Origin of the sequence: Vibrio sp. bablab_jr001, from assembly GCF_016464285.1 — a bacterium.
Lineage (GTDB): Bacteria > Pseudomonadota > Gammaproteobacteria > Enterobacterales > Vibrionaceae > Vibrio > Vibrio fluvialis.
Window position 1 is genome coordinate 159,188 of sequence record NZ_JACDWZ010000039.1, and the last position, 13,613, is coordinate 172,800.

10 protein-coding genes are annotated in these 13,613 nt (G+C 54.1%); 1 reads left to right on the forward strand and 9 read right to left on the reverse strand.

Annotation, left to right across the window (positions count from 1 at the left end):
- Positions 1 to 15: 15 nt before the first annotated feature.
- From nirD to JIG40_RS03525, 9 genes are all read right to left on the reverse strand, one after another.
- Positions 16 to 357, reverse strand: a complete 342-nt coding sequence (nirD, locus tag JIG40_RS03485) for a nitrite reductase small subunit NirD (protein ID WP_154184284.1) — start codon at positions 355 to 357, stop codon at positions 16 to 18.
- Entirely contained in the window at positions 354 to 2,840 is a 2,487-nt protein-coding gene (nirB, locus tag JIG40_RS03490; protein ID WP_195714811.1) for a nitrite reductase large subunit NirB, read from the reverse strand. Before nirB ends, nirD begins: the two co-directional genes overlap by 4 nt.
- Before the next feature lie 14 nt (positions 2,841 to 2,854).
- Positions 2,855 to 3,682, reverse strand: a complete 828-nt coding sequence (locus JIG40_RS03495; protein ID WP_047458214.1) for an ABC transporter ATP-binding protein — start codon at positions 3,680 to 3,682, stop codon at positions 2,855 to 2,857.
- A 12-nt stretch (positions 3,683 to 3,694) separates the two neighbouring features.
- Positions 3,695 to 4,663, reverse strand: coding sequence for an ABC transporter permease (locus JIG40_RS03500; protein WP_154184282.1), 969 nt, complete (start codon positions 4,661 to 4,663; stop codon positions 3,695 to 3,697).
- Between the two features lie 91 nt (positions 4,664 to 4,754).
- Positions 4,755 to 6,098, reverse strand: a complete 1,344-nt coding sequence (locus tag JIG40_RS03505) for a CmpA/NrtA family ABC transporter substrate-binding protein (RefSeq protein ID WP_172465287.1) — start codon at positions 6,096 to 6,098, stop codon at positions 4,755 to 4,757.
- A gap of 366 nt (positions 6,099 to 6,464) precedes the next feature.
- On the reverse strand, positions 6,465 to 7,049 hold the full coding sequence (locus JIG40_RS03510; protein ID WP_199464760.1) for an ANTAR domain-containing protein: 585 nt from the start codon (positions 7,047 to 7,049) through the stop codon (positions 6,465 to 6,467).
- Between the two features lie 301 nt (positions 7,050 to 7,350).
- On the reverse strand, positions 7,351 to 8,304 hold the full coding sequence (locus JIG40_RS03515; RefSeq protein WP_199464761.1) for a glycosyl transferase family protein: 954 nt from the start codon (positions 8,302 to 8,304) through the stop codon (positions 7,351 to 7,353).
- Between the two features lie 9 nt (positions 8,305 to 8,313).
- A complete protein-coding gene (gene cobA / locus JIG40_RS03520) occupies positions 8,314 to 9,219 on the reverse strand; it encodes a uroporphyrinogen-III C-methyltransferase (protein ID WP_154184280.1) in 906 nt (301 codons plus the stop codon).
- Positions 9,220 to 9,235: 16 nt separating this feature from the next.
- Positions 9,236 to 11,851 (reverse strand): nitrate reductase, encoded by a 2,616-nt coding sequence (locus JIG40_RS03525; protein WP_154184279.1) that lies wholly within the window; start codon positions 11,849 to 11,851, stop codon positions 9,236 to 9,238.
- A gap of 344 nt (positions 11,852 to 12,195) precedes the next feature.
- Here JIG40_RS03525 and JIG40_RS03530 point away from each other — a divergent pair, with 344 nt between their 5' ends.
- Positions 12,196 to 13,563 carry a Na+/H+ antiporter NhaC family protein gene (locus JIG40_RS03530; protein WP_195714805.1) on the forward strand — a complete coding sequence of 456 codons (1,368 nt, stop codon included), beginning with the start codon at positions 12,196 to 12,198 and terminating at the stop codon, positions 13,561 to 13,563.
- The last annotated feature ends 50 nt before the right edge of the window (positions 13,564 to 13,613 follow it).

The following is a 13,613-nucleotide window of genomic DNA, read 5'->3' on the forward strand; positions in this document are numbered from 1 at the left end:
TAAATCATTAAGTTGTCAAGCGAGCGCTGTTTCACTCAGCAGCACGTACACCTGCTCGGCTTCCACCAGCACACGCCAGGTCTTCAGCGCCACATCCGGTTTTTCCACACACTGCCCTGTCAGTAAGCTGAAATGTTGTTTGTAGAGCGGCGAGGCAACGCACGGCTCTCCTTTCACATCGCCGACAATACCGCGAGCCATCACATAGGCCTTGCCAATGGGATCCCAGTGTTGCACCGCATACACGTGCGGCTCATCACCGGGCAGATAGAATAGCGCTGCTTGTTGATCGCCAATCCACGCGCCACATCCTTGAAATGGCGTCAGCTCGCTCAAATGACACAGTCGTTGTTTCATGATGATATCTCCTCGCTAACCGGAATACGCTGACCACGCAGGCGCTGATATGGCAGGCTCACGCTGCCCTGTTCGTGATTAATGAACGGACGGAACTTACGCAGTTTGTCCTCATTTTCAAGCGTACTTTTCCACTCGCATTGATAGGTATCGACCACACGCTGCATCTGGTTTTCCAGTTGCTCGCACAGTCCGAGCGAATCGTCCAGTACCACCTGTTTGAGATAATCCAGACCGCCTTCCAGATTGTCGAGCCACACCGATGTGCGTTGCAGCTTGTCGGCAGTGCGGACATAGAACATCAACACGCGATCAATCAAGGTCACAAGCTGCGATTTGGTTAAGTCAGAAGCCAGCAGGTCGGCATGACGGGGGCGCATGCCGCCATTACCGCACACATACAGGTTCCAACCCTTTTCGGTCGCAATGACACCGATATCTTTGCTCTGCGCTTCAGCACATTCGCGTGTACAACCCGAGACGGCAAACTTGAGTTTGTGCGGTGCGCGCAAGCCTTTGTAGCGATTCTCCAGCTCAATCGCCAGCCCAACCGAGTCATCCACGCCATAGCGGCACCAGGTTGAACCGACACACGATTTCACCGTTCGCACCGACTTACCGTACGCATGGCCGGTCTCAAAGCCGGCGTTAATCAAGGTGCGCCAGATCTCAGGAAGTTGCTCCATTTGCGCGCCGAACAAGTCAACCCGCTGACCACCGGTGATCTTGGTGTACAGATCGTACTGCTTCGCCACTTCCCCCAGCACGATCAGTTTTTCCGGCGTTATTTCGCCGCCCGGCACGCGTGGCACCACAGAATAAGAGCCGTCTTTTTGCAGATTCGCCATAAAGGCATCGTTGGAGTCCTGCAGCGCACTCAGCTTCGGTTCCATAATGTGCTCGTTCCACAAAGAGGCAAAGACCGAAGCCGCGGTCGGTTTACACAAATCACAACCCAAGCCGTGGCCGTGTTTCTCCAGCAAGGTGTCGAAGTCTTTGATTTCTTCCACCTGGCAAATGTGGAACAGTTCCTGACGGGAGTATTCAAAGTGTTCACAAATATGATTGTTCACTTCCACGCCCATGGCCACCAGTTCAGCGTCCAGCACCGATTTCACCATGCTGGAACAGCCGCCACAGCCAGTGCCCGCTTTGGTGACGGATTTGAGTTCATTGAGCTCGGTCGCGCCAGCATGAATCGCAGCCACCAGCGCGCCTTTGGTGACGTTGTGGCACGAACAGATCATGGTGTCGTCCGATACTTCGCCGCTCAGCATCGACGTATCAAACAACAGGTGCGCCGGATGATCAGGCAGCACGGTTTGGTTGAGATACGCCTGCAGTAACGCATCGTAGTCGCTGTTGTCACCCACCAGAATCGCGCCGAGTAATTGGGTACCACTCGCATCGACTATCAGTTTTTTGTAGGTTCCCTGTACCGTGTCCTGCAACACCAGTTCCTGCGCGCCCGCGGTTTGCATCTGCGCGTCACCAATTGAGGCCACATCCACCCCCAACAGTTTGAGTTTGGTACTCATGTCCGCCCCCGTGAAACTGCCGCTATGTCCCATCAACTGGTCAGCCACGGCGCGCGCCATGGCGTACCCCGGTGCCACCAGGCCAAAAATCCGTTGTTGCCACAGCGCACATTCGCCAATGGCGTAGATGTTCTCGTCGCTGGTTTGGCAACTGTCGGAAATGACAATGCCGCCACGTTCGCCCACCGCTAAACCGGACTGACGCGCCAACGCATCCTGCGGGCGAATGCCGGCAGAAAACACAATCACGTCCACTTCCAGCGGCTCTGCATCTTTGAATACCATGCGATGCTTGGCGCTTTCGCCGTCAATGATGCGCTCAGTACCCGTTGAGGTATGCACCGTCAGACCAAGCTGCTCAATTTTCTGTTTCAGCACACCACCCGCACCATCATCGAGCTGAACCGGCATGAGTCGCGGCGCGAATTCGATCACATGCGTTTCTAATCCCAGCAGACGCAGCGCGTTGGCCGCTTCTAATCCCAGCAGCCCCCCCCCGATCACTGCCCCCGTGCGAGCATGTTCACACGCATTGCGAATCGCAGACAGGTCGTCCAAAGTCCGGTAGACAAAGACGTTGTCACGCTCTGAACCCGGTACGGGGGGCACAAACGGATAAGAACCGGTTGCCAGCACGAGGGAGTCGTAACCCAGCACATCTTCGTCATCCAGAATAATGCTTTTCTGCACTCGGTTAATGGCCGTGACCTGGCTACCCAGAATCAGATTGATCCCGTGTTTTTGATACCACTCTTCGCTGCTCAGCATCAGATCATCATGCGATTTACCGGAGAACAGCGACGAGAGTTGTACGCGGTCGTAAGCGATAAAACGCTCCTCGCCAATCACGGTAATCCGTTTTTCAAGGTGGGCTTGTTTTTCCACCAGCTTAGCAACCAGATGGTGACCGACCATTCCGTTGCCGATAATGACAATATGTTCCATCATTTTGCGTTTCCTTATGCAGTTTTGGCGACTGGTGCAGCAGCAGGTTGACGACCTTCAGATTTCGATTGTTTCTCATACAAAAAGCGCAGTACCGACTGACGATATTTCTGATACGTCGGGTCATCCGCCAGTTGAACGCGATTGCGTGGGCGCGGCAGTTCAATGTTGAGCACTTCGCCGACCGTCGCAGCCGGGCCGTTGGTCATCATGACGATTTTGTCCGACAGCAGCACCGCTTCGTCCACGTCATGGGTGATCATGATGACGGTGTTATTAAGCTCAGCCTGAATCTCCATCAGCGCATCCTGCAAGCGAGCGCGGGTTAAGGCGTCGAGTGCACCGAACGGTTCATCCATCAACAACACTTTGGGTTGCAGTGCCAGCGCGCGGGCAATACCGACGCGCTGCTTCATCCCACCCGAGATCTCATCCGGTTTCTTATCCGAGGCGTGCGCCATTTGGATCAGGTCGAGATAATGTTCAACCTGCTGTTTAATTTGGGCTTTACTTTGTCCTTTGGCGACCTGTTTCACCGCCAGCTCAACGTTTTGGTACACCGTCAGCCACGGCAGCAGCGAATGGTTCTGAAACACCACCGCGCGCTCTGGCCCAGGGCCATCGACTTCGCGTCCATCCACAATCACACCACCGTCGGTGGGCATGTAAAGGCCCGCGACCAGGTTAAGCACGGTTGACTTGCCGCAACCTGAGTGGCCAATCAGTGAGATGAACTCGCCTTTTTGGATCTGCAGGTCGACGTTTTTCAGCGCGACAAACTCACCTTGTGGCGTGGGAAAGCGCATGCCGAGTTGGGTTAAATCTAAAAATGCTTTGGACATATGCCGTTCTCCTTAACGCAGCGCTTGCTGTTTGTTCCAAGACAGATGTTTTTGCAGTTGCAGCATGCCGCGATCCAACAGCAGCCCGATAAAGCCAATCGCAATCACCGCCACCATAATTCGCCCCAGCGACGCCGAGCTGCCATTTTGAAATTCATCCCACACAAACTTGCCGAGACCCGGGTTCTGCGCCAGCATCTCCGCGGCAATCAGCACCATCCAGGCAATCCCGAGCGACAACCGCAGCCCGGTGAAGATCATCGGAATCGCTGAGGGCAACACGATGGTGCGAATATGTTGCCACCACGACAGGCGCAACACCTTGCTCACGTTAATCAGGTCTTTATCCACACTGGTGACGCCAACCGCGGTATTGATCAGCGTCGGCCACAAGCTGCACAGCGCCACAGTCAACAGCGAGTTGACGAACGATTTGGCAAACATCGGGTCATCGCTGACGTAAGTCGCACTCACCACCATGGTGACAATCGGTAACCAAGCCAGTGGCGATACTGGTTTCAGCAGTTGAATGATGGGGTTGAATGCCTGATACAGTCCGTGGTTGAGCCCCAGAACAATACCGAGCGGTATCGCAATCAAAGACGCCAGCGCAAACCCCGCCGCCACCGTGACCAGGCTGGTCCCGATCTGATCAAAGAATGTCGGTTTACCGGTGTACGGACGAATGCGGACATCCGCATTGGGGTCTTTGGCCAATTTGGCAGCGTTACGCTTCTCCTGGCGTTCAATAAAAGCCTGCTCTTTTTCTCGCTCTTTGAAGTGTTCATTAACCAAGTTGCTGAACTGGGCGAACGTCTGCACCGGTCCTGGCAGCGTACCGAGTGACGTTTCGACCTGTCTGGCGGCGAGGTGCCAGAACATCAGAAAGATAAGGATTCCAATCAGTGGCATCAGCATCACTTTACTGCGACTGACCACTTTTTCGCGACTGGGGATCAGTGAAATTACATTGCTCGACATAGCAAACTCCTTGCGCTATTGCGTCTCGTCCCTGTGAAGGCAGGTCTGGTGCAGCCGTGTGGCCTTGACCCAAAGCACCAGACCCCGTGTTTTATACTTTGTCGTTACCCTTCAGACCGATAGCGAACTTGTTGAGGTAAGCGTTCGGTTGATGGCCGTCGTAGACGATGTCATCGATGAAGTGTTTCTGTGGCGCACGGAAACCGTCTTCATGGTTGAAATCCGGAAAGTCTTTCGCGCTCATCACACCATCTTCAATCAGAGATTCCGCCGCCTGCTGATAGATATCCGGACGGTAGACCTCTTTGGCGATATTCATGTACCAGTCGTCCGATTTGGCATCCGCAATCTGGCCCCAGCGGCGCATCTGAGTCAGATACCAAATCGCATCGCTGTAGTACGGATAGGTTGCGTTATGACGGAAGAACACGTTGAAATCCGGCACCTCACGTTTGTCACCTTTTTCGTACTCAAAGGTGCCTGTCATGGAGTTGGCAATCACCTCTTTATCGGCACCGACATACTGACTTTTCGACAGCATCGCGACAGCTTCGCTGCGGTTGGCGTTGTTGTTTTCATCCAGCCAATGCGCTGCACGAATCAAAGCTTTCACCACGCGAATGTGCGTATTCGGATATTTCTCCGCCCACGCTTTTGATACGCCAAACACTTTTTCCGGGTTGTTTTTCCAGATCTCGTAATCCGTGACCACCGGAACACCGATGCCTTTGAACACCGCCTGCTGGTTCCACGGTTCACCCACGCAGTAGCCTTTGATGGTGCCCGCTTCCATGGTCGCTGGCATTTGTGGTGGCGGAGTGACGCTGAGCAGGACGTCGGCTTTCAACTGACCGCTGTTGTCCCCCGATTGCGGTGCGTAGTAACCCGGATTGATACCGCCTGCCGCCAGCCAGTAACGCAGCTCGTAGTTGTGCGTCGAGACCGGAAACACCATGCCCATGTTGAAAGGTTTGCCTTGGTCGCGATATTGCTGCACCACAGGTTTCAGAGCATCCGCTTTAATGGGGTGAACGATTTTGCCGTCGCTCTCTTTGCTCAAAAACGGCTTCATCTGCTCCCAGGTATCATTGGAAACGGTGATGGCGTTGCCGTTAAGATCCATACTGAACGCCGTGATGACTTCTGCTTTGGTGCCGATACCAATCGTCGCACCCAGCGGCTGGCCCGCCAGCATATGCGCGCCATCCAGTTCGCCGTCAATCACGCGATCAAGCAGCACTTTCCAGTTCGCCTGCGCTTCGAGCGTGACGTACAGTCCTTCGTCTTCAAAAAAGCCTTTTTCATACGCGACGGCAAGTGGTGCCATATCCGTCAGTTTGATAAAGCCGAACTTCAAATCTTCCAACTCTGGCTCACCCACCTGAGCATAGGCTCCGGCGCTCAGCAGTGAAGCGCTCAACAGTAAGCTGCGCATCCATGGTGTTTTCGATTGCATCGCAATACTCCCTTTCCTTGATTACAAATCCTGTCTGATTCCAAAACTTGCTTGATTCAAAAAGCCACAAAAAAGGCGCTACTGCTTCTCAGAGCAGTAGCGCCTTTGCTATTTCCGTCATCACCGCCGTTGATGATGTGGGTCAGCAGCCTTGCGGCTTATTCCAAATTGTCGGATGTACTTCATTTCCGTTACTGAAGATGACAATCCAAGTTACATGCCAGTTTTCATAGTTATTATTTATCAATAGGTTAAGTTGAATTTCTGAGATATTTACTGTTTTCGTGCTTTGTTTATGTGCAAAGTGCACCAGTGACAAGAATTCCGCCTAACCCCAAAGTATTATCAGAGACCCAGACCTTCCATAGTGTGGATCACGTTCTTCGCCACCTGCGCCAGTGACAGGCTCGACTGCATCGCGCTGCTGCGCAGTGCGCGATACGCTTTATCTTCATCCAAACCATGCAGACGCATCAGTATCCCTTTGGCCTTTTCGACCCATTTACGCTCTTCCAGTTTTTGCGTCAACGACTCGATTTCCTGCGCCATCGCCATACTGGTCTCACGCACCTGCTTGGCATAGTCAATCCAGGGCTTGAGCTCAAACGCCGAGTCAAAAGGCAACAAAACGAAATCGTGATGTTGCGGTAAGCGATTGATATCGTTCACCTGAAGCTGTTTAAGAATCACCAGAAGCGGCACCTTGCGCTGGGAACAAAACTCGACAATGAGCCTCAGCTCTGCACTCGGTTGGCGCCACGACACCACCACAGTGGGTGAAGATTCTTTGTCGATCATGCGCTCCAACTGAGCCAGTTGGCAGAGCAGGATCTGGTCGTAGTGCAACGCAAGTTTGGCACTGATCCCGGCCTGATCGCTGACGCTGTCACAGCACACCACAATGGATTGAGAAGAGTGAGAGAGAGACATAGCCATTCCTTGTTGTGTTCAAACTCTATGGAATGAAACTGCAAGGAGTGCGCCATGTTGAAGGTGCGAAATTTAGTTCAATAATAACAATAATATAAAGTTAATATCTGACAGTTTATAACTCTTTAGGGCTAGATTGAGCGGTACACCCAAAAGTGCTCACGACCTTCCCGGCGCCCTCTTGTTACAGAGAAGCGCTCAGGAACGGTGACACATGTTGACTTCACGATGTGATAGTTGAATGACTTGGTTGCGTCAATCCGCCATTTGATGTGGCAGAGGAGAAAAACGCGGGGGTAAATCAGTGCGTGTCGACATAGGCTTGCCAATAGCGAAAGGCCGTCGCCATCGCGGTATCGCGATCGAGCGTCTTCGCAAACAGCACAGCGGTCATGGTCGCAACGACACTGTTCGCCATCTGGACCCACTCTTCTTGCGGTGTACCCAGTGGGCAAGTGTTAGGCAGCGCGATGTCTGAGACAAACTGCTCAGGCCAATAGTAAGAGTGCACGCCATCGGTCTGGCTGAGCCACACCGTCTGGCTCACCTTCGGGTTGTACTCCGACTCACCGGACTGGCCTTTAAATGAGATCACCGCATGGGCGGTTTTGCCAATCACGTGCTCAACTTCTGCGTGCAGTTGTTGAAAACCCGGATGGAAACTGCCTCGCAGACCAATTTCACCGCCGCCAGGATTCAGCGCCCGCGCTACCGTGTTGATCGGCGTGCGCAGGCCGTAGCGGTTTTTCCAGCCAATCATCACCTCGGCTTGCGGCGCAAAATGACGCAGCGGCAGATACGCAATGTTGCCTGTTTGCAGCAGCGCTTTAGCGTGCTCTGCATCCTTGGCTAGCGGAACCTCACACGCAGCCAAATAAGCTTCTGCATGCTCACGTGACGCCGGTTTGTCGTTGTAGCCGTGCATCAGTACTTTGTGTCCGTTGTCAGCCATGATTTTGGCGGCCAGCAGATGCCAGGGTTTACCCGCCGCGGCACGTTTTCCGGCGTAACAGGGCCAGTCAATCTCCGCGCCAATACTCGGCACTCGGGACTGAAACGCTTTCACAAATCCGGCGATCTCAGCATTGGTTTCGTTTTGCACTCGGATCAGCATCAACAGCATCGCCATCTGATCATCGCCCACGTCTCCGTTCAGGTAGTCATCCATCACCTGAAATGCCTGCTCAAAACTGAGCGGTTTTCGGCCGCGTTCACCGCGGCCGACAGTACGAATACAGTCCAGAATTGTGCTCATTGAGTCCTCTTAATAAGCCGGGGCGCTTGCAGGTTGCGAATGTGACTGGGTCACCGCGTGCGCCGTTTGCATCAGTTGCTCCCGAAGTTTTACCACGTCTCCCATAATGATCAATGCCGGACTGAGACCTTTGAGTGCATTTGCTGTTTGTGTGAGCTGATTGAGCTCAAAGGTCACGACCGTTTGCTGCTCAGAACAGCCTTGGCCGACCACAGCAACCGGCGTTGAACCACTGAGACCCGCGGACATTAAACCCTGTTCAATCGCGTCTGCTTTTTCCAGCCCCATGTAGAACACCAGCGTCTGACCGCTGCTCACCAAACCCGCCCAGGCAGGCAATGCACCCGTGACGACTTGGCCGGTGATTAACGTCACGCTGCGCGAGACCTCTCGATGTGTCAGCGGAATCAACGCGCTTGACGCACAACCGATGGCGGCAGTAATGCCCGGCACCACTTGATAAGCGATGTTGTGTTTGACCAGCGCCAGCGCCTCTTCACCACCGCGGCCAAAGATGAACGGATCGCCGCCTTTCAGACGCACCACCTGTTTACCTTGCTGAGCGAAATCGACCAGCAGCGCGCTGATGGCTTCCTGTGTCATACTCGGCTGTCCGCAACGTTTACCCACATACACCATCTGCGCATCGGGATTGGCGAGTTCGAGAATATCGCGGCCGACTAAGCGGTCATAGACCACCACATCAGCGTGTTGCAGGACTTTCACGGCTTTGACGGTGAGTAAGTCCGGATCGCTCGGCCCCGCGCCGACCAGAAACACAAAGCCTTTTTGACCAGCAGGTTGGCTTGTCTTCGGCGCGCTTGGGCTGTTCTGATAGAAGCGATCATGCACCGTAAAGGAGGTCGCGTCAGAGCGGGGACTGCGCGCAAATCGTGGGGTTGAATCGGTTTTCATGGCTCGACTCCTGAGATTAAGGTTTCGCCATCACCAGCACAGAACGGCTGGCCAGCAATTTGTTGACTTCCGGCAGGCAGGAACCGCAGTTCGTGCCGCACTTCAATTTGCTCTGTAACTGGTTGAGCGTCACGCAGCCATCCTGCGCCATCGCGTGTTGAATCTGTTTGTCCGTGACGCGAAAGCAGCTGCACACCAACTGGCTGGTTACGGTTTTCCCGGCAAGTGCGAGCACCGAACCCAGCTGCAATGGCTTGCCAATCAGCGCCACCATCGCGGTGTACTCCTGCTCGACGGGTTGGGTGGAGACCATCAGGATGCCAGCCACTTCCATCGCAGGTGTATCAGCTTTTGCGCGCCCGATGACCATCATCCAGCCTTGCGGCAGATCCCAACGCAGCACCTGCTCGCCGCTGAGCAATTCAAACTGACCTTTGCCCAGCTCCGTTAGTGAGGCAAAACGCGTCACACCAAGGCGTTCTTCCTGCTGATAGCTGACATAATCACATTCTGGTAGCGTGCGGGACGCGCCGACATACAGGCCGTAACTTTGCATGGTGACGGGTGCAAGATGCACGTGAGCCGACTTAAACGCAGGCTGACCGGAGATGGGGTCGGCCGCGCGCAGCACGGCACGATTCACCTGAGAGTGCGCGCTGTAACGCCCGGCCCAGTGCATGGACATAAATAGCTGCTTTCCTTTCAGCCCCTCATCAAACGCCACGCGCGCGAACACGCACTGAGTTTGGCTGTCACTGCGCAGCGCGGCGATTTCCCCTTCCTTGAGGCCAATCGACTGGCCCGCAAGTTTGTTGACGTAGAGCGTCGGTTCGACTTCTGCCGCTGCCAGTTTGGCAATGTGTCCGGTGCGGGTCATGGTGTGCCATTGATCGCGCTGACGCCCGGTATTGAGCCACCACTCACCGCTTGGCACCTCATGAGGCTCAACGGCGATAAAATTGGCACGTCCGGATGGCGTTGAAAACTGGCCGTCGCGATATGGCGCACTGCGTGTCAGCGGCCATTGCACCGGCGTCCAGCGCTCATACTCATCGTCACTCATCGTTGCAAACATCGACAGATCGAGCAGATAGGGAGTACCACGGTTGATGCCCGTCAACCCCGCGTATTCGCGAAACACATCCGCTACGCTTTGAAACGCAAACCCGTCAGCGATGTTCAGGCGTGAACATAACGCACTCCCGACTTGGCTCACCGCCCACCAATCCGGTTTGGCGTCTCCGGGCGCGGCAAGAAAGGCGCGCTGACGCGACAAACGGCGCTCGGAGTTGGTGACCATGCCCTGTTTTTCACCCCAACCTGCCGCAGGCAGCAACAAATCCGCATACTCGGCGACATCGCTGCTGGCGGTAATATCCGAAACAACCACAAAGTCGCAGTGTTTCAAAGCACTACGGATACGGTCGCTGTCTGGCAACGAGACTACCGGGTTGGTGGCCATGATCCACAGCACCTTAATGTGCCCTGCTTCGACGGCATCAAACAGATCCAGCGCTTTCAGACCCGGTTTATTCGCGATGGTTGGCGATTGCCAGAACGTCTGTACTTGCTGGCAGGCGATGTCATCAAAACCGCGGTGCACAGCAAGTTGATTCGCCAGCCCGCCGACTTCGCGTCCGCCCATCGCATTAGGCTGACCAGTGAGTGAGAATGGCCCGCAGCCTTTGCGACCGATTTTACCGCTCGCCAGATGTGCATTGATGATAGCGTTGCCTTTATCCACCCCCGATACGGACTGGTTCACACCCTGGCAAAACAGCGTCAACGCCGTCGGGCTGGAAGCAAACCAACGGAAAAACGTGCGCAGCGCCTCATCGTCAACATCCAGCGCTCGGCTGACGTGACTCAACTGATAACGCTCATCCGAAATTTCCGTCAATAACGCCTCAAAACCCTGCGTGTGCTCGTCAATATACGTCTGATGGAGCGTGCCGCTGTCTTTCATAAAGCGCAGCAGGCCGTTATACAGCAAGACATCACCATCATTTGCGATCGCCAGATGCAAATCGGCCTGCTCAGCGGTGACGGTGCGCCGCGGGTCAATCACCACCAGCTTGAGTCTGGGGTTTTGTTCACGCGCCTGCTGAATACGACGAAACAGCACCGGATGCGTCCAGGCACTGTTGGCACCCACCAGCACCAGTAGGTCCGTTTGATCGATGTCATCGTAATTAACGGGAACCACATCTTCGCCAAAAGCGCGAACATGCGCGGCCACCGCCGACGACATGCACAGACGGGAGTTGGTGTCGATGTTGGCGCTGCCAACGTAGCCTTTCATCAACTTGTTGGCGACGTAGTAATCCTCAGTCAGGATCTGACCTGAGACATACATCGCCACCGAATCCGGTCCGTGCTGCTCAATTGCCTGATGAATACGAGTGGCAATATCGTCAATTGCCGCATCCCACTGGATTTCTTGGCCTCTGAGTTTGGGATACAGCAAACGGCTGGGCATATTGAGGCTTTCAGCTAATGCAGAACCTTTGACACACAGCGCGCCCTGGTTTGCCGGGTGTGTTTTGTCCCCAACGATCGTCTCACGGTTGGCTGACACGCCACACCCGACGCCACAGTATGGACACGTTGTGAGAATATTGGCTTGAGTCATCATCACTTCCTTGTGCTCAAGGCAAATAAAAAGCGCCTTACTTCCGAGAAGTAAGGCGCCTTTGCCTAGGTATTAACAAATATCTTTAATCGATATAGACAGAGCAAACCTTATACCAACTTTTGCGCTTTTATTTTTCAATAAGTTAGCAACATACGTCTGTTTTCGTTGCACCAGTGAAGTGCAGACTGCCCTGAAATTCAACACCAATTCGAGCAACCAACTAACCACAGGTTTGACAACAACGGACAAACCTTGACCAGCCATTTAGACGTCTAGACGTTGACATTCATCAGCGAGGCGATTAGTCTTCACGCCTTTCTATTTTTAAGTTTGTCGTTTACATGTCCGGTTCCCAGCACACTACGAAAACAGTTGCACCGTCTGCGGTCGCGCTGATCCCACTGATTATCTTTCTTGCACTGTTTATTGGTGTAGGTACTTACTTGTCTTTGCAAGGCGTTGAGTTTGCCTTTTATCAATTACCTGCACCGATTGCGATTCTGCCCGCTATCATCATCGCTTTTCTGTTGAGCAAAGATAAGCTCAGCCGCTCTATCGAGCACTTTATGCATGGCGTCGGCCATCAAGACATCATCGCGATGTGCATGATCTATTTGCTGGCGGGTGCCTTTGCCGCCGTTGCTAAGGCTTCTGGTGGTGTGGATGCGACCGTCAACCTCGGTTTGTCAGCCATTCCAACCAACATGATTCTGCCTGGTTTGTTTCTGATCTCCGCCTTCATCGCCACCTCAATGGGTACCTCGATGGGGACCATCGCTGCGGTAGCACCGGTTGCACTTGGCATTGCGCAATCGGCCGGAATGAGCTTACCAATGACTGCCGGCGTCGTCCTGAGCGGCGCAATGTTTGGTGACAACCTGTCGATCATCTCGGACACCACGATTGCGGCAACGCGCTCGCAAGGCTGCGAAATGAAAGACAAGTTCAAAGAGAACGTTCGCATCGCATTGCCAGCCGCGCTGATTGCGTTGGTCGTGTTCGCTTACCACAGTACCGCGACACAAGTGCCGCAAGCCGGCCCGATTGAGTGGCTGAAAGTGCTGCCGTACATCACGATTCTGGTGTTGGCTGTCTCTGGGATGAACGTCTTTGTGGTCCTGACTATCGGTATTTTGCTTGCAGGCGGTGTGGGTCTGGCGTCGGTCGATGGCTACGCGCTCACCAATCTGGCTCAGGATATCTACGCCGGATTTGGCAACATGCAGGAGATCTTCCTGCTGTCTATGCTGATCGGTGGATTGAGCGAACTGATGCGTCGTCAAGGCGGACTGGCTTTTCTGACTAATCTGGTCAGCCGTTTGATCAATACCTTTGGCTCACGCCACTCAAAACACGCGAACAGCCGTGCGAGTGAACTGGGTATTGCCGGACTGGTTTCGCTGGTGAACGGCTGCACCGCGAACAATACCGTCGCGATTATTGTCTCAGGCAGCGTGGCTCGTCAGTTAGCTGAGGAGAACAATGTCTCACCTCGCCGCTCTGCCAGTTTGTTGGATATCTTCTCGTGCGTGGTACAAGGCATTCTGCCTTATGGCGCTCAGGTGCTGCTGCTTGGCTCTGTGTTTAAGCTGTCACCGCTGGAAATCGTCGCAAACTCCTACTACTGTTTTGCACTGGCGATTGCTGCCATCGTTGCCGTGTTCCTCAAACACCAACCGCGACAAGCCACAGTGAAAGCAGAGAGCTAACAAGCGCTCTCAGCCCCGCCTGCCCGACCATTGATTGGACAACGCGGCTG

Coding starts and splice junctions, on each gene's coding strand:
- nirB (WP_195714811.1), bottom strand. CDS start 2,840: ATGGAACATATTGTCATTATCGGCAACGGAATGGTCGGTCACCATCTG.
- JIG40_RS03495 (WP_047458214.1), bottom strand. CDS start 3,682: ATGTCCAAAGCATTTTTAGATTTAACCCAACTCGGCATGCGCTTTCCC.
- JIG40_RS03530 (WP_195714805.1), top strand. CDS start 12,196: ATGTCCGGTTCCCAGCACACTACGAAAACAGTTGCACCGTCTGCGGTC.
- JIG40_RS03510 (WP_199464760.1), bottom strand. CDS start 7,049: ATGTCTCTCTCTCACTCTTCTCAATCCATTGTGGTGTGCTGTGACAGC.
- JIG40_RS03515 (WP_199464761.1), bottom strand. CDS start 8,304: ATGAGCACAATTCTGGACTGTATTCGTACTGTCGGCCGCGGTGAACGC.
- nirD (WP_154184284.1), bottom strand. CDS start 357: ATGAAACAACGACTGTGTCATTTGAGCGAGCTGACGCCATTTCAAGGA.
- JIG40_RS03500 (WP_154184282.1), bottom strand. CDS start 4,663: ATGTCGAGCAATGTAATTTCACTGATCCCCAGTCGCGAAAAAGTGGTC.
- JIG40_RS03525 (WP_154184279.1), bottom strand. CDS start 11,851: ATGACTCAAGCCAATATTCTCACAACGTGTCCATACTGTGGCGTCGGG.
- cobA (WP_154184280.1), bottom strand. CDS start 9,219: ATGAAAACCGATTCAACCCCACGATTTGCGCGCAGTCCCCGCTCTGAC.
- JIG40_RS03505 (WP_172465287.1), bottom strand. CDS start 6,098: ATGCGCAGCTTACTGTTGAGCGCTTCACTGCTGAGCGCCGGAGCCTAT.